This window comes from Candidatus Tectomicrobia bacterium (assembly GCA_016192135.1).
Taxonomy (GTDB): Bacteria; UBA8248; UBA8248; order UBA8248; family UBA8248; genus 2-12-FULL-69-37.
Map to the genome: position 1 here is coordinate 12,971 of JACPUR010000027.1, position 17,569 is coordinate 30,539.

Annotated in this window: 23 protein-coding genes; 12 read left to right on the forward strand and 11 right to left on the reverse strand. The window is 69.9% G+C overall.

The window, feature by feature from the left end; translation table 11 throughout:
- Positions 1-11 precede the first annotated feature (11 nt).
- Genes HYZ11_11960 through HYZ11_11980 form a run of 5 tightly spaced genes read right to left on the reverse strand, consistent with a single transcriptional unit; the run spans position 12 to position 4,691 of the window.
- Positions 12-1,028: a Gfo/Idh/MocA family oxidoreductase gene (locus HYZ11_11960; GenBank protein MBI3128312.1), complete on the reverse strand. Its 1,017-nt coding sequence runs from the start codon at positions 1,026-1,028 to the stop codon at positions 12-14.
- A 10-nt stretch (positions 1,029-1,038) separates the two neighbouring features.
- Complete coding sequence (locus HYZ11_11965) at positions 1,039-1,341, reverse strand: lipid-A-disaccharide synthase N-terminal domain-containing protein (GenBank protein MBI3128313.1); 303 nt, start codon at positions 1,339-1,341, stop codon at positions 1,039-1,041.
- 50 nt (positions 1,342-1,391) lie between these two features.
- Positions 1,392-2,111, reverse strand: a complete 720-nt coding sequence (locus tag HYZ11_11970) for a glycosyltransferase family 2 protein (protein MBI3128314.1) — start codon at positions 2,109-2,111, stop codon at positions 1,392-1,394.
- The gene (locus HYZ11_11975; protein ID MBI3128315.1) at positions 2,108-3,535 is read right to left on the reverse strand and encodes a glycosyltransferase family 39 protein; all 1,428 of its coding nucleotides are present in this window, start codon (positions 3,533-3,535) and stop codon (positions 2,108-2,110) included. The genes HYZ11_11970 and HYZ11_11975 overlap by 4 nt, the downstream gene beginning before the upstream one ends.
- A gap of 1 nt (position 3,536) precedes the next feature.
- Positions 3,537-4,691: a DegT/DnrJ/EryC1/StrS family aminotransferase gene (locus tag HYZ11_11980; protein ID MBI3128316.1), complete on the reverse strand. Its 1,155-nt coding sequence runs from the start codon at positions 4,689-4,691 to the stop codon at positions 3,537-3,539.
- A gap of 286 nt (positions 4,692-4,977) precedes the next feature.
- Between HYZ11_11980 and HYZ11_11985 the strand changes: the two genes are divergently transcribed.
- The 3 genes from HYZ11_11985 to HYZ11_11995 are packed head-to-tail and all read left to right on the forward strand — an operon-like array spanning position 4,978 to position 6,620.
- Positions 4,978-5,718: a sulfite exporter TauE/SafE family protein gene (locus tag HYZ11_11985; protein ID MBI3128317.1), complete on the forward strand. Its 741-nt coding sequence runs from the start codon at positions 4,978-4,980 to the stop codon at positions 5,716-5,718.
- Between the two features lie 4 nt (positions 5,719-5,722).
- A complete protein-coding gene (locus tag HYZ11_11990) occupies positions 5,723-5,866 on the forward strand; it encodes a hypothetical protein (GenBank protein ID MBI3128318.1) in 144 nt (47 codons plus the stop codon).
- A 4-nt stretch (positions 5,867-5,870) separates the two neighbouring features.
- The gene (locus HYZ11_11995) at positions 5,871-6,620 is read left to right on the forward strand and encodes a sulfite exporter TauE/SafE family protein (protein MBI3128319.1); all 750 of its coding nucleotides are present in this window, start codon (positions 5,871-5,873) and stop codon (positions 6,618-6,620) included.
- 9 nt (positions 6,621-6,629) lie between these two features.
- On the opposite strand, the gene HYZ11_12000 is transcribed toward HYZ11_11995, so the two are convergent.
- Positions 6,630-7,481, reverse strand: coding sequence for a DMT family transporter (locus HYZ11_12000; GenBank protein ID MBI3128320.1), 852 nt, complete (start codon positions 7,479-7,481; stop codon positions 6,630-6,632).
- Between the two features lie 182 nt (positions 7,482-7,663).
- Positions 7,664-8,308 (reverse strand): NapC/NirT family cytochrome c, encoded by a 645-nt coding sequence (locus HYZ11_12005; GenBank protein MBI3128321.1) that lies wholly within the window; start codon positions 8,306-8,308, stop codon positions 7,664-7,666.
- 123 nt (positions 8,309-8,431) lie between these two features.
- Between HYZ11_12005 and HYZ11_12010 the strand changes: the two genes are divergently transcribed.
- The 6 genes from HYZ11_12010 to HYZ11_12035 are packed head-to-tail and all read left to right on the forward strand — an operon-like array spanning position 8,432 to position 11,983.
- Positions 8,432-8,779, forward strand: a complete 348-nt coding sequence (locus HYZ11_12010) for an HNH nuclease family protein (protein ID MBI3128322.1) — start codon at positions 8,432-8,434, stop codon at positions 8,777-8,779.
- Between the two features lie 28 nt (positions 8,780-8,807).
- A complete protein-coding gene (aroA, locus tag HYZ11_12015) occupies positions 8,808-10,088 on the forward strand; it encodes a 3-phosphoshikimate 1-carboxyvinyltransferase (GenBank protein ID MBI3128323.1) in 1,281 nt (426 codons plus the stop codon).
- 5 nt (positions 10,089-10,093) lie between these two features.
- Complete coding sequence (locus HYZ11_12020; GenBank protein MBI3128324.1) at positions 10,094-10,426, forward strand: zinc ribbon domain-containing protein; 333 nt, start codon at positions 10,094-10,096, stop codon at positions 10,424-10,426.
- A gap of 7 nt (positions 10,427-10,433) precedes the next feature.
- Positions 10,434-11,108 carry a thiaminase II gene (gene tenA / locus HYZ11_12025; protein ID MBI3128325.1) on the forward strand — a complete coding sequence of 225 codons (675 nt, stop codon included), beginning with the start codon at positions 10,434-10,436 and terminating at the stop codon, positions 11,106-11,108.
- Positions 11,081-11,668 (forward strand): DNA-3-methyladenine glycosylase I, encoded by a 588-nt coding sequence (locus tag HYZ11_12030; GenBank protein ID MBI3128326.1) that lies wholly within the window; start codon positions 11,081-11,083, stop codon positions 11,666-11,668. Before tenA ends, HYZ11_12030 begins: the two co-directional genes overlap by 28 nt.
- A gap of 57 nt (positions 11,669-11,725) precedes the next feature.
- On the forward strand, positions 11,726-11,983 hold the full coding sequence (locus tag HYZ11_12035; GenBank protein MBI3128327.1) for a hypothetical protein: 258 nt from the start codon (positions 11,726-11,728) through the stop codon (positions 11,981-11,983).
- A gap of 79 nt (positions 11,984-12,062) precedes the next feature.
- Here the strand turns inward: HYZ11_12035 and HYZ11_12040 are convergent, their stop codons facing one another.
- Positions 12,063-12,605, reverse strand: a complete 543-nt coding sequence (locus HYZ11_12040; protein MBI3128328.1) for a CvpA family protein — start codon at positions 12,603-12,605, stop codon at positions 12,063-12,065.
- 248 nt (positions 12,606-12,853) lie between these two features.
- Positions 12,854-13,375, reverse strand: a complete 522-nt coding sequence (rimI, locus tag HYZ11_12045; protein MBI3128329.1) for a ribosomal protein S18-alanine N-acetyltransferase — start codon at positions 13,373-13,375, stop codon at positions 12,854-12,856.
- Positions 13,376-13,597: 222 nt separating this feature from the next.
- On the opposite strand from rimI, the gene HYZ11_12050 reads away from it, so the two are divergent.
- The 3 genes from HYZ11_12050 to HYZ11_12060 all read left to right on the forward strand — a co-directional run bounded on the left by HYZ11_12050 (position 13,598) and on the right by HYZ11_12060 (position 15,018).
- Entirely contained in the window at positions 13,598-14,305 is a 708-nt protein-coding gene (locus HYZ11_12050; GenBank protein ID MBI3128330.1) for a metal-dependent hydrolase, read from the forward strand.
- 82 nt (positions 14,306-14,387) lie between these two features.
- A complete protein-coding gene (locus tag HYZ11_12055) occupies positions 14,388-14,681 on the forward strand; it encodes a type II toxin-antitoxin system RelE/ParE family toxin (GenBank protein MBI3128331.1) in 294 nt (97 codons plus the stop codon).
- Positions 14,647-15,018, forward strand: a complete 372-nt coding sequence (locus tag HYZ11_12060; GenBank protein MBI3128332.1) for a HigA family addiction module antidote protein — start codon at positions 14,647-14,649, stop codon at positions 15,016-15,018. Before HYZ11_12055 ends, HYZ11_12060 begins: the two co-directional genes overlap by 35 nt.
- Positions 15,019-15,210: 192 nt before the next feature.
- Here the strand turns inward: HYZ11_12060 and HYZ11_12065 are convergent, their stop codons facing one another.
- Positions 15,211-16,569, reverse strand: a complete 1,359-nt coding sequence (locus HYZ11_12065) for an NADP-dependent malic enzyme (protein ID MBI3128333.1) — start codon at positions 16,567-16,569, stop codon at positions 15,211-15,213.
- Between the two features lie 207 nt (positions 16,570-16,776).
- Positions 16,777-17,526, reverse strand: coding sequence for a glucose 1-dehydrogenase (locus HYZ11_12070; protein MBI3128334.1), 750 nt, complete (start codon positions 17,524-17,526; stop codon positions 16,777-16,779).
- Positions 17,527-17,569 lie beyond the last annotated feature (43 nt).

The following is a 17,569-nucleotide window of genomic DNA, read 5'->3' on the forward strand; positions in this document are numbered from 1 at the left end:
CCTAATTACTCCTATCCGGGCCGCGCGTCCACATAAAGTTTTTCGATCAGGGCCACCACCGCCAGCGCCTCCTCGGGCCGGACGGCCGGGGGCCGACCCACGCGGAAGGCCCCGAGGAAGTCCCGGTGGTTGCGGTACATGGAGTGGAGCTTGGGGGGGAGCTCCTCCGGCGGCGGGGGCTCGGCGGGCGGGGCCGGGAGGGGCGCCTTGCCCTTGTGCTCCCAGCGGACGACCCCTTTCCCCTCGGCGATGGTGCAGGTGCCCTCCGAGCCGTAGAGGGTGAGGGTCTCGGGGAAGCCGGGGTAGGCCACGGTCGAGGCGGTGAGTGTGGCCAGCGCGCCGCACTCGAGCTCCAGCAGGGCGGCCGCCACGTCCTCCTCCTGATAGCCCTCCCGGACCGTGCCGATCGCCCCCCGGACCTCCGCCACCGGCCCCAGGCACCACATGAGCAGGTCGATGTAGTGGATGCCCTGGTTCATCAGCACCCCGCCCCCCGACTCCGCCCGGGAGGCCCGCCAGGGGGCCTGGAGGAAGTAGTTCTCGTCCCGGTAGTAGTTGATCGACACCTCGGCCAGGAACACCCGCCCCAGCAGCCCGGCGTCCAGCGCCGCCTTGAGCTGCATCGCTCCCGGGTCGAAGCGCTTCTGCGAGACGACGGAGAGGGCCACCCCGGCCTCCCGGCAGCGGCCGATTACCTCCCGGCCTGAGGCCGTGTCGTTCGCCAGGGGCTTCTCCAGGAGGACGTGCTTGCCCGCCCGGGCCGCCATCAGGGCCATGGGCGCGTGGAGGAAGGAGGGCGCCGCCACCAGCACGGCCCGGACCCCGGGATCGGCCACGGCGTCCTCCGCCGAGGCGGCCGGCCGGCAGCCGAACCGCCGGCAGACCTCGTCGCGCCGCGCCGGGTCGGAGTCGTAGGCGCAGCGAAGCTCCGCCCCCTCCAGGCAGGAGATCACCTCGGCGTGGCGGCCCCCCATCAGGCCGCAGCCGAGGACGGCGTAGCCGGCGGGTTCGGGGGAGGAAACGGGCATGCGGCTCATCCTAGGCGTGGGTGGGACCGGAGGGGAGGTTTCCGCGCTTCTCCTTGGCGATGAGCATGAGGTTCCGGATGTAGGGGATGAAATTGGGGAGATAGGCCAGCACGCCGATGATGCTCCGGCGCTGGAAGAAGTAGATGAGCAGGATGATCGAGCCCGCCAGGCTCAGATACCAGAAGACGACGGGCACCTCGCTCCTCCCCACCCGCTCGCTGTGAATCCATTGGATGATGAAGCGGCTGCCGAAGCACAGGTTCCCCATGAGGCCGAACACTTCCCAAGGACCGAAGTCGAAACCCAGGAACATCGCTCTCTCCCAAGGTGCCCCCCCTGGTCCGTGGAGAGAGCGGACGCTCCTCACCCCGGGGGGGGCGGAATGTGCCTCCGTTGATACCAAAGGACGGCCAGCGTGTCGACGAGTCCGACGAACACGCGGTTCCCGAAGCCGTACTTGGACACCCCGGCCTTCCGGGGGCGGTCGGCCACCTCGATCTGGCGCACCTCCCATCCGTGGGTCTGGAGGAGGGTCGGGAGGAAGCGGTGCAGTCCCCGGAAGGGGATGAGCTGGGCCAGGGCCTTCCGGCGGAAGACCCGGTAGGTGCACCCCGCGTCCAGGATGCCGTCCTTGAGCATCCAGTTCCGGAAGCCGTTGGCGGCCCAGGTGGAGAACTGCTTGAGGCGGGTGTCGGCCCGCTTGGGCCGGACGCCGCAAACCGCCCCGGCCTCCCCGAGGGCCTCGATGAGGCGGGGGAGATCCGCCGGGTCGTTCTGGAGATCGGCGTCCATGGTGGCGACGATCTCGCCCCGGGCGGCGGCGAAGCCACTGAGCTGGGCGGCGCTCTCCCCCAGGTTGCGGGGGTGCTCGACGACCCGGATGCCCGGGTTGTCCCTCTCCAACTGCCGCAGCCTGGCCAGGGTTCCGTCCGTCGAGGCGTCGTTCACGAAGACGACTTCCCACTCCCGGCCGATGCCCTCGAGCACGGGACGCAGCTCGGCCCAGAGGGCCTCCACGTTCCCTTCCTCGTTGTGGCAGGGAATGACCACGCTGAGCGAGCCGCGCGGTTCGAGTCCCTTCATGGCTTTTTTGCGCCCCCACCGGGAGGAATGGGGGCCGCCGGCTTCTCGGGCGCCTGGGACTGCGCCTCGGCCCTGTCCGCCTGGCGGTCCAGGGACTTCCACTCCTCGAAGGCGCCGAAGTAGAGGAGCCCCAGGCAGCCCGCGGCCGCCACCGCCCCCAGCCACGCCTCCCGCCGCCGCCTGGCCATCCATCCGCGGCCGGTGAGCACAAGCGCGCCCACCCCTCCCAGCACGCTCAGCCCGGCGAGCCACGACGGCGCGATGAACAGCGTGAAGCCCAGCCCCAAGAGCGTCCCCGCGGCCAGGAGGACCAGCAGGACGGCCTGGGAGGACGTCAGGAATTTCTCCCCAAGGCTTCCGGGCGGATCATCGATGTGGGCCAGCAGGGCGTCCGCCGCCATCAGCCCCAGCAGGGGCAGGACCGGGAGCAGGTAGTGGGGCTGCTTGGCCGGGAGGACGGAGAAAAAGACGAGGACTACGACAAAGGTCCAGACGACGAAGGCCCATCCCCCCCTCCCGCGCCAGCGCCCCGCCCGCCAGACGTGCCTGGCGGTGAGGGGCAGCAGGACGCTCACCGGGATGGCGATGTCCCAAATCCGGTAGAGGTAGTACCAGAACGCGCGGAAGTGCCGGCCCGTATGGCCCACCACCTCGACGCCCACCGGCTGGAGGCCCTCCAGGAGGGCCCAGTGGATTGCCTCCTTGGGCATCTGGACGAAGACCAGGAGATACCACGAGCCCCCCGCCAGGGCGGCCGCGGCCAGCCACATCAGCACCTCCCGCCGGAAGACCCTACCCCAGCCCCGGCGGAGCGTCAGGGCCAGGGCGGCGGGGATCCCCACCACCGGGAGCAGGGTGGTGCCCTTGGCCAGCGCCGCCAGCGCCAGCGAGAGGCCGAACGCCGGGAGAAGGTTCCTGCGCCGGCCATGCCAGAGCCGCTCGAATAGGTATAAGGCGGCCACGCACGCCGCGGAAAAGGCCATGTCGGGCGAGCCCCTCCGGGCCATGATGAGGAAGAGCGCCATCATCCCCGTCAGGAGCCCCGCCAGGCCCCCCAGGGCCGGGCCGCCCAGCGCCGTCCCCCAGGCAACGGTGACAGCCAGCATGACCATCGCTCCGATGGCCGAGGGCACCCGGGCGCTCCACCAGTCCGCCTCCCCGCGGATGCGGGCCGAAATCGCGCCGATCCAATGGTAGAGGGGGGGCTTCGAGAGGAAGGGCTTGCCGTCCACCCGGGGGACGAGCCAATCCCCCGTCCGCGCCATCGTTTGGATGATCTCCCGGCTGCGCGCCTCGACGGGAAGCTTCGCGGCCCCGCCGCCCAGGTTGATCCAGACGAGGAGGACGGGGATGGCGAGAAGCGCCAGCGGAATCCAGGCCGGGACGGGGCGGGCGGGTGCGCCGGGAGCCGGGCCTCCGGCCATCTCAGTCGGTTCGGCCGCGGCCGGCCGCCGCCGAGGCGGCGCGGGAGCCCGCCCCGAAGAAGGCGGAAACCTGCTCGATCACGTAAGCGGCCTGCGTCTCGGTCAGGTGCGGGAAGATCGGCAGGGAGAGGATGGCGTCGCAGGCCGCCTCCGCCTCGGGGAAGGCGCCCCGGGCGTATCCCAAAGAAGCGTAGGCCGGATGGAGGTGCACGGGGACGGGATAGTGCAACCCCGTCTGGACCCCGTTCTCCGCGAGGTGCTTGGCGAGCGCCTCGCGCCGGGCGGTGCGGATCACGAACAGATGCCACACCGGCTCCGCGCCCCGGGGAGGCTCGGGAAGGACGACGTCCCCCACCCCCGCCAGCCCTTCGAGATACCACTGGGCCGCGCGTCGGCGCATGGCGTTCCACTCCTTCAGGCGGGGCAGCTTGGCCGAGAGCACGGCCGCCTGGATGGGATCGATCCGTTCGTTCACCCCCACCGTCTCGTGCGTGAACTTCTCCAGGCGCCCGTGGTTCGAGAGCGCCCTCACCCGCGAGGCGAGCTCTTCCCGGTCGGTGGCGGCTGCGCCGCTGTCCCCGAACCCGCCCAGGCACTTCGAGGGGTAGAAAGAGAAGCAGGCGGCCTCCCCCCAGGTGCCCACCCTTTTCCCGTCCAGCGAGGCCCCCTGCGCCTGGGCCACGTCCTCGGCGAGGATGAGCCCCTTGCGGGCGGCGAGCGCGGAGATTTCCCGCAGGGGGGCGGGGAACCCGTAGAGGTGGACCGGCAGGAGCACTGCCGTCCGGGGCGTCACGGCGGCCTCCACGGCGGCGGCGGAAATCTGGTAGGTGCGGGGGTCGATGTCGCACAGGACGGGCTTGAACCCCGCCCTGACGATGGCCTCCACCGTGGGCACGGCGGTGAGGGTGGTGGTGACGATCTCGGCGCCGGGAGGCAGCCCGAGCCCCTCGAAGACGAGCTGGAGGGCGGCGGTGCCGCTCTTCACCCCGACGGCGAACCGCTTCCCCTCCTCCTGGGCAAGGGCGGCCTCGAATTCCTTGACGAAATTGCCCCCGACGAACGAGGAGGAGGCGATGATGCGGGCGAGCGACTCATCCACCCGCTGCTTCACGTCCAGGTATTGGGGGTGAAGATCGACGAAGGGGATTTTCATCATAGGGAGGCGACGGCCGCCGGCGCAGGACCGGGTCCGAAATCCTTCTGCGAAGTCTCGATGTCACCAGCCTCCTGCGGTCCGGCGGGGCGGACGGCAAATCGTACAAGAGGCCCCCCGCCAGTTCAAGCGATTCCGACCCCCGTGCCGGGATCGGGCGGGAAGGCCGCTATTCGGGCATGAAAAACCCCTCTCCGGCTTGCGCCGCCCGGGCCCGGGGCTTATCTTCCCGGCCTGAGCCCGGGGTTCCGGCCCTTTCGGCTGTCCCGTCCTCCAGAAAGGGCCCCGCGTGCCGCTCGCACCCTTCGATGCGCTCGCCATCGCCGTCGCCGCCTTCTTCGTGGGGTTCTTCAAGGCCACCCTCGGCCTCGCCATCGGGCTCCTGCTCGTCCCGGTGATGGTGTTCGTCTGGCCGACGCGCTTCGTCTTCGGCATCATCGCCGTCCAGATGTGGCTCTCGGACTACCTCGCCCTCAAGTATTTCTGGAAGCGGTGGGACGGCCGCCTGGTGAAGCTGGTCCTGCCCGGCTTCTTCTTCGGGATCATCCTGGGGGCGTACCTCCTGGTCCAGCTCCCAGATTTCTGGATCCGGAAGGGCCTGGGGGCGCTCTGCCTCGTCTTTGCCGGGCTGCAGGCCGTGCGGGAGTTCGGGCGGGAGCTCGCCCCGCCCCGCCTCAATTCCTGGATGGGGGTGGGCATCGGCCTCGCCGGGGGCACCATGAGCACGCTCTTCCACTCGGGGGGCCTCATCCTCAACCTCTACCTCCTGAGCCAGGGGGTGACCAAGGTTCCGCTCGTGGCCACGGTCATCGCCGTCTGGATCCTCATGAACCCCGTGAAGCTCACCTCCTACTGGGTGGGCGGAATCGTGAACCTCCAGATGTTCCTGGCCTGCCTCCTCGCCGCGCCGCTCACCTTCGCCGGGGTGTGGGCCGGGAAGCGCGCCCTGGAGTGGGCGCCCCAGAAGGCCTACAACCTCGGCGTGCTCGTCCTCGCCGCCGCGGCCGCCGTGAAGCTCCTGGCGGAGTAGCGAATTGGCGCCCGGTCCCGCTCTCCGGCTGCCCGTGGCGGTGGCCGGGCTGGGCAAGCGCGTCCTGGAATGGGCGCCCCAGCGCGCCAACAATCTGGCCATCCTCGCGCTCTCGGCCGCGGCCGCCGCGCGCCTGCCCGTGGAGTGACCGGTTGCACGCCTATACGCCGCTCGAATGGGGAATCATCTTCGCCGCCGCCTTCGGGAGCGGCTTCTTGATCCGCACCTTCGGCTCGGGGGTCGGAATCGCCCTCACTCCCCTCCTCACCCTCGCCTTCTCGGCCCGATTCTCGCTGGGGCTCATCGCCTTCACGAGCTTCCTGACCTCGACCGCCATGACGCGGGCCATGTGGAACAAGTGGGACCGGCGCACCACCTGGCTGGTGTTCCCGGGGGCGGTGGCGGGCATCCTGGGGGGAACCTGGCTGGTGGCCCGGCTGCCGGAGGGCCGGCTCCGGGTAGTCATCGGCGTCCTGTGCCTGATCTTCGCGCTGAACCAGCTCTACGCGGAGCTCGCGCGCCGCCCGCCCGCGCCGCCCCGCTTCCCCCTGTGGCTGGGGACCGTGATCGGGGGGCTGAGCGGCCTCTCTTCGGCCCTGGCGAACAGCGGCGCGGTGGTGCTCGCCCTCTTCCTCCACTCCCAGAACCTCTCGAAGACCATGCTCCTCGCCACCCTCTGGGCGCTCTATTTCTTCGTGAACCCGGTCAAGCTCCTCGCCTACTGGCAGACCAGCGTGATCACGGGGGACACCCTCTGGGCGGGCGCGGCGGGCATCCCTTTCCTCTGGCTGGGGATGCGGACCGGGGCCTGGACCCACGACCGGCTCCCGCGGCGGGGCTTCAACCTCGCCATCCTGGCCATCGCCCTGGCGGGCTCTCTCCGCCTGCTGGCGGCCCGCTGAGGGGCCCCCTCAGGCCCTCGGGACGGGATGGGGAATGGCCTCCCGGGCCTCCCCGGCCCTCTTCTTCTTCGAGTTCACCAGGTAGATGCCCGCCGCCACGAGCGCCGCCCCGGCCAGCATGAGCGCGCTCAGCGTCTCGGCCAGGAGGAGCGCCCCCAGGAACACCCCGAACACCGGACAAAGGAACATGAAGGAGCTCACCCGCCCCGCCGGGTACTCGGCCAGGAGCCGCACCCAGAGCACCATCGCGAGCCCGGTCCCCACCATCCCGCTGTAGAGGACGCCGGTGAGGACGTCAGGGTCGGTGAAATCGGGCCACCACCGGCCCCACCACACCGCCAGCAGCAGGAAGGGCAGCACCGCCATGAGCTGGGTCCAGGCCGTGATGCGGAAAGGGTCCACCCCCTTGAGGCGGACCTTGAGGAAGAGCGACTGGGAGGACCACACCACCGCCGCCAGGAGAGTGAGGGCGTCTCCCAGCCAGGTCGAGCCCCCGCCGGAGGAGAGCTTGTCGCTGAACAGGAGGACGAGCCCCGCCGCCGAGGCCGCGAAGCCCAGGACGGCCCGGCGCCCGATGCGCTCCTCGGGCAGGAAATAGGCGGCGAAGGCCGTGAGCAGGATGGGCTGGATGTAGAGGAAGAGCGAGGCGCGCCCGGCCGTCGTGTACTGCACCGCGTGGTAGAAGATCAGGAAGTTCAGGTTGTGGAGCGCCGTGTTCCACCAGAAATCGGGGTTTCCCCGCGGCGGGAGGAGGGGCCCGCGCCGCCAGAGTATCCAGGCGAACACGGTCAAGGCGGAGGCGAGGCTCCGCAGCCAGAGGAAGGTGAAGGGCTCCATCCCCCGCAGCCCGATCTTGGCCACGGGAAAGCTCAGGCCCCAGAGGAAGGTGACCGCTCCGACCAGCAGGAAAAAGCGCAGGGGATTTCGCTCCTATTCCATCTTTCGAGGAGGGCTGACCTGATCTATTGCCGATTGCGTCCGCAGGGGCGACCGGCCGGTCGCCCCTACGCATGGAGTCACCACCGTTGTATCTGCGGGAGCGGTCACGGTCTCTTGTCCGGGCGCGCGGGCAAGAAGGCGCCTCCGGAGCTGGCCGGCGCGGGGACGAACCTCATCTCCCCCGCCCGGACCTTCTGCTTCAGGTCCTTGTGGCAGGCGTCGCACCGAGGCTGGGCGAACGCCGGGACGATGAAGACCTTCTCCCGCCTCCCGCCCGTCTTGTGGCCGCTGTGGCACTGGACGCAGGACGCCTTGAGCTCGGCGTGGTCGCTGATCCCGTGGAAGGCCTCGGCCGGGAGCTTGAGGATGCGCTCATCCGGGTGGCACTTGAGGCAGTCCTTGTCCTGGATGGGGTGGAACACCCGGGCGGGCACCTCGTAGTCGCCGATGACGAACCGCCAGGTGTCGCCGGCGGCGAGGAGGGTGGTGCGGATCATGCCGGCGACACCATCCTCCCCGTGGCAGGAGATGCAGCGTGCCTTGCCGGAGGAGAGGTGCCAGCCGCCCAGGCTTCGGATCGCCCGCTTCTCCCGCCGCCCGTCGTCCAGGTAGTCCTGGTGGTCCTGAAGATGACAGGAAGTGCAGAAGGGGTCGTAGGTTTCCGCGGCCCGGATGCCGTAGAGCCCGGCGAGGCCGGCAGCGGGGAGGAGCAGGACTAGAAGCAGGGCGACACCCATCCACCGGCGCAACGCGGACTCCTCTCTCCGTCTTGTCCGCGCCCATGCTAGCACCCGCCCGGATCGCCCATCAACGGAGGCCTCTCCTTCCGCCGCCGGGAGGGTTTTGGTAGGATCGCGGGCAGGAGGCCCCGGATGGCGAGGACGCGCTTCGGACACAAGAGAAAGGCCCAGCCCCCCAAGCCCCCGGCCGCCCCCGCCGGGAGCGCCAAGGAGGCGGCCCTGCGCCTGAAGGCCCAGGCGGCCATCGGCCGGAACGCGGCGGACTACCGCCGGCGCTCCCTCGAGATCCACGGGTGGATCTGCGCCAAGTGCGCGCGTGAGTTCGACGAGACGAACCTGCACCTGCTCACCGTCCATCACCGGGACGGCAACCCGCGCAACAATCCCCTGGATGGCAGCAACTGGGAGAACCTCTGCGCCTACTGTCACGACGACGAGCATTCGCGCGACCGGCTGGGCAGGTACTTGAGCGGCGAATGAGCGGCGCTCAGAAGGGGCATCTTCTCCCATGATCCTCCGCGTCCGGCCCTCCTCCGCGAAGGGGCGCAGCGGCGTCCCGGGGTCCAAGTCCCACTCCATCCGGGCGGTGGCCTTCGCGTCGCTCGCCTCGGGGAAGAGCCGCATCCGCAACCCGCTCGAATCGGAGGACAGCGCCTCGGCCGTCTCCGTCTACCGGGCCCTGGGGGCGGAGATCGCGCTCGGGCCGGGCGATTGGCGCGTGCAGGGCTTCGGCGGAGCGCCCGAGGCGCCGCGCTGCCTGGTGGACGTGGGGAACTCCGGCACGAGCTGCCGGCTCGGCCTGGGCACGGCGGCCCTCCTCGCCGAGGGCCAGGCCCGCTTCGACGGGGACGCCCAGACCCGCAAGCGCCCGATGGGCCCCCTCCTCCAGGCCCTCTCGAACCTGGGCGCCCGCGCCCGCTCCGAGAACGGCGACGGCCGCCTCCCGGCCGTCGTCGGGGGGCGCTGGAAGGGGGGCCGCACCCAGGTGGAGGGCACCACGAGCCAGTTCACCTCGAGCCTCCTCGTGAACGCGCCCTTCGGGGAGGGCGACACCGAGATCGAGCCGATCAGGCTGAACGAGCGCCCCTACGTGGACATGACCTGCTGGTGGCTGGACAAGCTGGGGCTCCGCTACGAGCGCGAGGGCTATGAGCGCTTCCGGGTGCCGGGCGGGCAGTCCCTCGGGGGCTTCGACCGGGAGGTGCCCGCCGATTTCAGCTCGGCCGCCTTCCTGGTGGCCGCCGGGGCGCTCCCGGGCGGGGACGTCGTCCTCGAGGGCCTCGACATGGACGACCCCCAGGGCGATAAGGCCGTGCTGGACATGGCGAGGGAGATGGGCGCCGAGGTGCGCGCCGAAGGCAGGGCCATCCGGGTGCGCGGCCGGGCCCTGCGCGGCGGGGAGTTCGACCTGAACGCCACCCCCGACCTCCTCCCGGTCATGGCGGTGCTGGGGGCCTTCGCCGAAGGGGAGACGCGCCTGTTGAACGTGCCCCAGGCCCGCATCAAGGAGACGGACCGCATCGCCGCCATGCGCGAGGTGGTCGAGAGCCTGGGAGGCGGGGCGGAGGAGCTGCCCGACGGCCTCATCGTCCGGGGCGGGGGCCTGAAGGGAGGCCGCGCGCGCGGCTTCGGCGACCACCGCGTCGTCATGGCCGCCGCCGTGGCGGGCCTGGCCGCCCCCAATGGGGTGGAGGTGGACACGGCCGAGGCGATGCGGATCACGTTCCCGGATTTCTGCGAGCGGATGCGCGCCCTGGGCGCCATCATGGAAACGTCGGAGGAAGGATAGGAGCGATGCCGATCTTCGAGTACGAGTGCAAGGCGTGCGGGTTCATCTCGGGCCACCTGGTGCTGAAGCCCTCGGACCGGGCCAAGCTCGCCTGCCGGAGCTGCGGGGCCAAGAAGCTTCGCAAGGTGATGTCCCGCTTCGCCACCCACAAGACCGAGGGGCAGCGGCTGGCGGACTTCGACCCCGCCAAGCCCACGGACAGCACCTTCTACAAGGACGACCGCAACATCGGCCTCTGGGCCCAGAAGCGCGCCCAGCAGCTCGGCCTCGACATGGGCGATTCCTTCAAGGAGACGCTGGAGAAGGGCCGCTCGAAGAAGATCCTCGACAACCTCTGAGATCGCCGTGGCGGAGCCCTTCAGCGAAACCCTGCGCCGGGAGGCGGAGCCCCTCTGGAAGGCCATCCACGCCCATCCCTTCGTCCGGGGCATCGGGGACGGCACCCTGCCCATCGAGCGTTTCCGCTTCTACATGTGCCAGGATTATTTCTTCCTCATCGAGTACAGCCGGGTCATCGCCCTGGCCGCGGCCAAGGCCCCAAGGCTCGACGAGATGGGCCGCTTCGCCGATCTCCTGAACGCCACCTTGAGCACCGAGATGGACCTCCACCGGGGCTTCGCGGCCAAGTTCGGCATCCCGAACGAGGAACTGGAGGCCACCCGCCCCGCCCCGGCCTGCCGGGCTTACACGAATTATCTCCTGGAGGCGGCGTACTCGGGCACCTTCGGCGAGGCCGCCGCCGCCATGCTCCCCTGCCAGTGGGACTACGCCCTGATCGGCCAAGAGCTCGCCGCGCGCGGCGCGCCCAAGGGCGCCCCCCTCTACGCCGAGTGGATCGGGATGTACGCCTCGGAGGAGTTCGGCCGGCTCGCGGCGTGGCTGCGCGAAATACTGGATCGGGCCGCCGCCGAGGCCGGCCCCGCCGAGCGGGAGCGGATGCGCGCCCACTTCCTCGCCGGCACCCGGTACGAATACCTCTTCTGGGACATGAGCTGGAGGATGGAAGAGTGGCCGGTGTGAGGGGAGAGGGCGCCCGCCCCCTCCCCCGCTGCCCCTGGGCGGATGGTGACCCGCTCCTCGCCCGGTATCACGACGAGGAGTGGGGAATCCCCATCGCCTCGGACGCCGCCCATCTCGAGCGGCTCTCCCTGGAAATCTTCCAGGCGGGGCTCTCCTGGCGGACCATCCTCCACAAGCGGGCCGCCTTCCGGAAAGCCTTCGCGCGTTTCTCCCTGAAGAAAGTAGCCGCGTTCACGGGGCGGGACGTCCGGCGCCTCCTCGGGGACGCGGGCATCGTGCGCAACCGCCTGAAGATCGAGGCCACCATCGAGAACGCCCAAAGGTTCATCGCCCTCTCCAGGGGCCACGGCTCCTTCGCCCGCTGGCTGGAGGCCCTGCCCCCGGACCTCGGGGCCCTCCAGGCCATCTTCCGGGAGGAATTCCGCTTCATGGGGCCCGAGATCGCCAAAAGCTACCTGGAAAGCGTGGGAAAAGTTCCCATCCGGCACCATCCCGCCTGCTGGAGGGCCTCCGGCCGGGGCGGCAAGAAAGGGCTTGAGCCCCGCCGCGTAACAGGGTAACGTTCTCCCGCACGGAAAAAGCGATTGCGGAGCTCACCCCTCAGACGCGGGGGACGCGTGTTCGCCCTGTTCTGGGAACAATTCAAGGTTCTCTTGGAGGCGGCCGTCCCGGCCGCGGCCCAGGCCGCGCTGCTGTATCTGATCGTGCGGTTCGCGCTCGCGGTGGCGGGGCTGCTGCTCGATCTGGCCGAGGCCTCTTCGCCCAAGCCCCGGCCCGCGAGCGGCCCCGCCGGCGGGCCGGGTATCCTCCCGCCCCAGCAGGCCCAGATCGCCGGCCAGGCGCGCCCGGGCATTCCCGAGCGGGCATCGTCCTAACCAAACCCACGCATGTGCCACCCGTGGGGGCGGTTCGCGAACCGCCCCTACGAAATTTCACCGTCAGGATTTGGGCGAATCACCGCTTGAGGGGCTGCGTCTCGGAGACGGGCGCGGGGCCGGGGGCCTTCAAAAGCTCGCCGGAGGAGGGGGCCGTGCGCCGCAGGCGCGCCGCCAGGTCCTGGACGTAGGGGAGGATGCGCGTCCCGGCGTCGCGGCCCGGGAGGCGCTCCGGGGCGTAGACCTCGACGAGGGCCAGCGCGGCGGCCGCGAGGAAGACCGCCTTGACCGCCCCCAGGAGTCCGCCGCCCAGCCGGTCCGCGGGCCCCAGGGAGCCCGAGCGGACGATGAAGGAGAGGAAGCGCCCGCCGAGGTTCACCCCAACCCACACCGCGAGGAAGGTCAAGAAGACCGTGACCGGGCCCAGCCACGGGGAGCCGGCCCCGAGGTAGGGCTTCAGCTCCGTCTCGGCCACGCCGCTGAAGCGCGCGGCGGCGAAGAGGCCCAGGGCCCACGCGAGGAGGTTCGAGAGCTCGCGCAGGGTACCCCGGAAGAGCCCGCGCAGGAAGAACACCGCGAAGAACGCCAGCAGGACGATGTCGGGGACCGGAAGAGGAGCCATGGGAACACCCGGGCGGGCGGGTCGCTCAACCGAGAGCCACTATATCACATCGGGGCGGGGGGCGGAGCGCTGGCATTTCGGTAGTGGACAAATTTGAAGAACGGTCAAACGGTGTCATTCCGAGGGAGCCTGCCCAGGCGGCCCGCCGCCTGGGGACCCGGAAAGAGGGCGACCGAGGAATCTACGGTGCAGCTCACGAAGATTCCTCGCTGCGCTCGGAATGACAAGGATAGACCGAGAAACATCCCTCACAAAGGGTCCTTCCACATGACCAGGGCGTCCTCGTCGTTGTCGGGGTAGTAGCGCTGGCGCATGGCGATGGCGCTGAAACCCCACTTCTCGTAGAGCGAGATGGCGGCCTCGTTGCTCACGCGGACCTCCAGGGTGGCCCGGACCGCCCCGCGGCGGCGGGCGTCCTCCAGGAGCCCGTTCAGGAGGAAATCCCCCACCCCGCGCCGCCGGGCCGAGGGGGCCACGGCGAAGTCGGTGATGTGGCACTCGTCCGTCACCTCCCACCAGCAGGCATAGCCCAGGAGGGGGTCCGCCCCCCCGCCTCCGGGGGCGGGGCCCTCCACGACCAGGAGGTGCGAGAGGGAGACCTTCTCCAGCTCGCGGAGAAAGGTGGTTTCGGACCAAGGCAGGGTGAAGGAGAGCCGCTCGATGGAGAGGACGGCGGGCACGTCCTCCCGCCGCATGGGCCGCAGGCGGAGGCCCGGAGGCGTCTTCGGGACGATGCCGCCATCCGCGCCGCGCTCGGGTTCCCCGGTCATGGATTCCCTCCCCGCGCGCTTCCGCCGCCCCCTCCCGCCGACTATAATGTTGCCCCCGGCCGGCGGGCGCAAACGGCTTCCCGCGGGCGCGGACCGGCCCGGGAAATCTCCATTCCGCACGCCGCGGCCTTCTGATCCGCCATCCATGCCCGCCCGCCGGGCGCAGCCCGGACGCGGGGCGTCATCCGGCGGAACCTCATCCACCGAGCCGAGGAGAAGAACATGGGAGCGACGCTCACCTATCTGGGCCACTCCAGCTTTCTGGTGAAGACCGGCGGGGGAAAGACTCTTTATCTCGATCCATGGCTGGAGGGGAACCCCCGCTGCCCCCAGAACCTCCAGGCGCCCCAGGAGGCGGACCTCATCTGCGTGACCCACGGCCATTTCGACCACACGTCCGGCGTCATCCCCATCTTCAAGAAAAAGCCCTGCCTTGTGGCCGGCCCCTATGAGCTCGTGAACCATCTGGCGGCCGACGGCAACTTCGGCGACAAGGCCAACGGGATGAACAAAGGGGGCACCGTGGCCTTCGGGGACATCAAGGTCACCCTGACCCACGCCATGCACAGCTCGAGCTACGGCAAGCCGGGAACCTACGCGGGGGAGCCGTGCGGCCTCGTCATCACCTTCGAGGACGGGAAGAAGCTCTACGACGCGGGCGACACCGCCCTCTTCGGCGACATGCGGTACATCGGCGAGCTCTACGCGCCGGACCTCTGCCTTCTTCCGATCGGCGACCGCTTCACCATGGACCCCCGCCAGGCGGCCATCGCCTGCGAGCTCCTCGGGGCCAGGCGCGCCGTGCCCATCCACCACTCCACCTTCCCTCCCCTCACCGGGACCCCGGCCCAGTTCCGGGAGGAGGTGAAGAAGCGCGGCTTGAAGACCGAGATCACCGTCCTCGAGCCGGGACAGACGGTGACGGTGTAGGGGGGAGGGGCGGCCACAGGCCCCTGGCGGGACTCCCCGGCAAGCCGGCCGCTCTGCCACGCCATGTGTTATAATATTAGGCATGATACGTTCGTTCGCGGACGGCGCCACCGAAGACTTGTTCGACGGCGTCGACAGTCCGCGGGCGAACCGGGCGTGTCCGAGAGCGCTTTGGCCGGTGGTCCGCCGCAAGCTGACGCAGATTAACCGCGTCCGTAGTCTTGGGGAATTGAGCGTTCCGCCCGGGAACCGGCTGGAGCGCCTGCGGGGCAACCGCGCGGGGCAGCACAGCATTCGCATCAACGACCAATACCGGGTTTGCTTCCGATGGGAGGACGGCTATGCCGGCGACGTCGAAGTCACCGACTATCACTAAGAGGCCTTCGGGAAAGGCTCTCGTCCGCCGGCGCCTGCCCACACACCGCCCCCCTACGCATCCGGGCGAGATGCTCCTCGAGGAGTTCCTCAAGCCCCTGGGAATCACCCAGTCGGCTTTCGCGGCGCGTCTCGGAGTCTCGTTCCCCAGGCTCAACGAGATCGTCAATGGGAAGCGCGGCGTCACCCCCGATACGGCGCTGCGGCTGGCCCGGGTGACCGGCATGAGCGCGGACTTCTGGCTTGGATTGCAGCAGGATTGGGATCTCTGGCACGCGCTGCGCTCGGACAAGGCCGCCGAGATCGCGCAACTGGAGCCGTTGACCCGCGCGAGATGAAGGGGCTCCAACAAGCCGGGGCAGACGGTGACGGTGCAGGGGGGCCAGCGCCAACGGTTGAGATGACCTATGTAGGGGCGCACGGCCGTGCGCCCCTACTGATCCGAGGATACCCCTCACGCGGCGGCCCCCGCCCCGGATGGAGCGGAGGCCGCTTTGTGATCATGCGGTATGGCTTGGCCGCCCCTTCCCCTAGTCCGCCTTGGGGATGAATCCCTCCTTCATCATGCTCTGCGTCATGCCCTGCGCCCGCTGGATGATGGCCTTCGCCTTCTGATAGAGCGCCTTGGGGTCCACCTTGAGCTGGGCGACATCCTGCTCCTGGGCCTTCATGCCCACGGCGACGGCCTCGCGGCAGAACATCTCGATGTCATTCATGTCGGGCGTGATGTTCTCGTCGTGGAGGCCGCTCTCCTCGGCCCGCTTGGCCATGGCGCCGGCGGCGGCCAGGCACATCTCGTCCGTGATGGTCTTGGCGCGCACGTCGAGCGCCCCGCGGAAGATGGCCGGGAAGCCGTTCGAGTTGTTCACCTGATTGGGGAAATCCGAACGCCCCGTGGCCACGATGCGCGCGCCCGCCTCGTGGGCCACCCAGGGCCAGATCTCGGGGAGCGGGTTCGCGAGGGGGAACAGGATGGAGTCCTTGGCCATCTTGCGGACCCACTCGGCCTTGATGGTGCCGGGCTCGGACTTGGACATGGCGATGCACACGTCGGCGCCGGCGAGGGCCTCGGCGGCGCCGCCCTTGTGGCCCTCGGCGTTCGTGGTCTCGCACAGGTGCCACTTGTGCTTGAACTCCCGCTTCCGGTCCGAGATGTCCTTGCGGTCCCGGTGGAGGATGCCCTTGCTGTCCACCAGGCAGGTGCGCCGGGGGTCGGCGCCCGCGGCGAAGAGGAGCCGCGCGGTGGCCACGCAGGCGGCGCCGCTGCCGATGAAGGCGATCCTGACCTCGCCGATCTTCTTGCCCACGACCTTGAGCGCGTTGGTCAGGGCGGCGAGGATGACCGTGGCCGTGCCCTGCTGGTCGTCGTGGAAGACGCAGATCTCGGCCTCCGCGCGGAGCCTGTCGAGGATGTCGAAGCACTTGGGATGGGAGATGTCCTCGAGGTTGACCCCCCCGAAAGCCGGCTGCATGAGCAGGACCGTCCGGATGATCTCCTCGGGGTCCTTCGTGTCCAGCGTGATGGGGACGGCGTCCACTCCGCCCAGGTACTTGAAGAGCAGGCACTTGCCTTCCATGACGGGGAGCGCCCCCTTGGGCCCGATGTCGCCCATCCCCAGCACGCGCGTGCCGTCGCTCACCACCATGATGCGGTTCCACTTGCTCGTGTACTCGTAGGCTTTCTGGGGGTCCGCGGCGATTTCCAGGCAGGGGGCCGAGACGCCGGGGGTGTACCAGATGGCGAAGTCGCTCCAGTCCTTCACGCGGCATCTGAGCGACGTTTCGATCTTGCCCCCATAGAAGGCGTGCAGGCGTATCGCATCCTTCATGGGCTGTTGCGCCTTGGCGAGCAACTCCTCGGCGGTGGCCTTATGCAGAACCTTCGACATGTGGCATCCCCCTTGCCAGCGATGAATGCGTCAAGGAGGGCCGACCCGCCTTTTCGGAGATAGAACCCCTCCTCCGCGCGCAGCCTTGGCCGCGCTGGGAAGGGAAATCCCCAACCAATCTAGCTCCCGGTTCCGGAAGTTTCACTTTTATTTGTCCCGGAGCGGGAAGAAAATCCCATTCCATTTTCGGACCGCCCGCGGATTCTCTCATCCCCCCGCGCTGCGGCCCCCGTCCACCACGATGTGCTGTCCGGTGAGGTAGTCGGAGGCCGGCGAGCATAAGAAGACCGCCGCCCCGGCCACGTCCTCGGGCTCCCCGGCCCGCCCGGCGGGGGTCCGCGCCAGCACCCCGGCCATCTTCCGGGGGTCCTTGAAGAGCCCCTCCGTCATCCCGGTGCGGGTGAGCTGGGGCCCGAGCGCGTTCACCTGGATGTTGTGGGGCGCCCATTCCACCGCGAGCGCCCGCGCCATGGCGGCCACCGCCCCCTTGGCCGCGACATAGGGCGCCTGGTTGGGCACCGCACGCTCGGCCAGGATGGAGGAGATGAAGAGGATCTTCCCGCCCCCGCGCGGGATCATGGCCCGCGCCGCCGCCTGGGCGCAGAGGAAGCCGCCCCGCACGTGCACGGCCATGAGAGCGTCCACCTCCCCGGGCTCGAAGTCCAGCGCGGGCTTCACGAAGAAGAGGCCCGCGCCCGCCACCATGGCGTGGAGGCCGCCGTGGCCCTTCACGACCCCCTCCACCAGGGAGGAGACCGAGGCCGGGTCCGTCACGTCGCAGGCGCGGAACTCCCCGCCCGGGATCGACGATGCGGCCTCCCGCCCCCGCGCCTCGCCGCGGCCCGAGACCACCACCCTCGCCCCCGCCTCCGCCAGCGCGCGGGCGATGGCCAGGCCGATGCCCGCCGTCCCCCCCGTGACGACGGCCGTCCGGCCGCTCAGATCGAACAGGCGCATGGGCGCTCCCTCATGGGCCAGGCACATAACACGGCACGCGCAT

Coding starts and splice junctions, on each gene's coding strand:
- HYZ11_12055 (MBI3128331.1), top strand. CDS start 14,388: ATGATACGTTCGTTCGCGGACGGCGCCACCGAAGACTTGTTCGACGGC.
- HYZ11_11980 (MBI3128316.1), bottom strand. CDS start 4,691: ATGATGAAAATCCCCTTCGTCGATCTTCACCCCCAATACCTGGACGTG.
- HYZ11_11975 (MBI3128315.1), bottom strand. CDS start 3,535: ATGGCCGGAGGCCCGGCTCCCGGCGCACCCGCCCGCCCCGTCCCGGCC.
- HYZ11_12050 (MBI3128330.1), top strand. CDS start 13,598: ATGGGAGCGACGCTCACCTATCTGGGCCACTCCAGCTTTCTGGTGAAG.
- aroA (MBI3128323.1), top strand. CDS start 8,808: ATGATCCTCCGCGTCCGGCCCTCCTCCGCGAAGGGGCGCAGCGGCGTC.
- HYZ11_11970 (MBI3128314.1), bottom strand. CDS start 2,111: ATGAAGGGACTCGAACCGCGCGGCTCGCTCAGCGTGGTCATTCCCTGC.
- HYZ11_12040 (MBI3128328.1), bottom strand. CDS start 12,605: ATGGCTCCTCTTCCGGTCCCCGACATCGTCCTGCTGGCGTTCTTCGCG.
- HYZ11_12010 (MBI3128322.1), top strand. CDS start 8,432: ATGGCGAGGACGCGCTTCGGACACAAGAGAAAGGCCCAGCCCCCCAAG.
- HYZ11_12070 (MBI3128334.1), bottom strand. CDS start 17,526: ATGCGCCTGTTCGATCTGAGCGGCCGGACGGCCGTCGTCACGGGGGGG.
- HYZ11_12020 (MBI3128324.1), top strand. CDS start 10,094: ATGCCGATCTTCGAGTACGAGTGCAAGGCGTGCGGGTTCATCTCGGGC.
- HYZ11_11965 (MBI3128313.1), bottom strand. CDS start 1,341: ATGTTCCTGGGTTTCGACTTCGGTCCTTGGGAAGTGTTCGGCCTCATG.
- HYZ11_12060 (MBI3128332.1), top strand. CDS start 14,647: ATGCCGGCGACGTCGAAGTCACCGACTATCACTAAGAGGCCTTCGGGA.
- HYZ11_11960 (MBI3128312.1), bottom strand. CDS start 1,028: ATGCCCGTTTCCTCCCCCGAACCCGCCGGCTACGCCGTCCTCGGCTGC.
- HYZ11_12065 (MBI3128333.1), bottom strand. CDS start 16,569: ATGTCGAAGGTTCTGCATAAGGCCACCGCCGAGGAGTTGCTCGCCAAG.
- rimI (MBI3128329.1), bottom strand. CDS start 13,375: ATGACCGGGGAACCCGAGCGCGGCGCGGATGGCGGCATCGTCCCGAAG.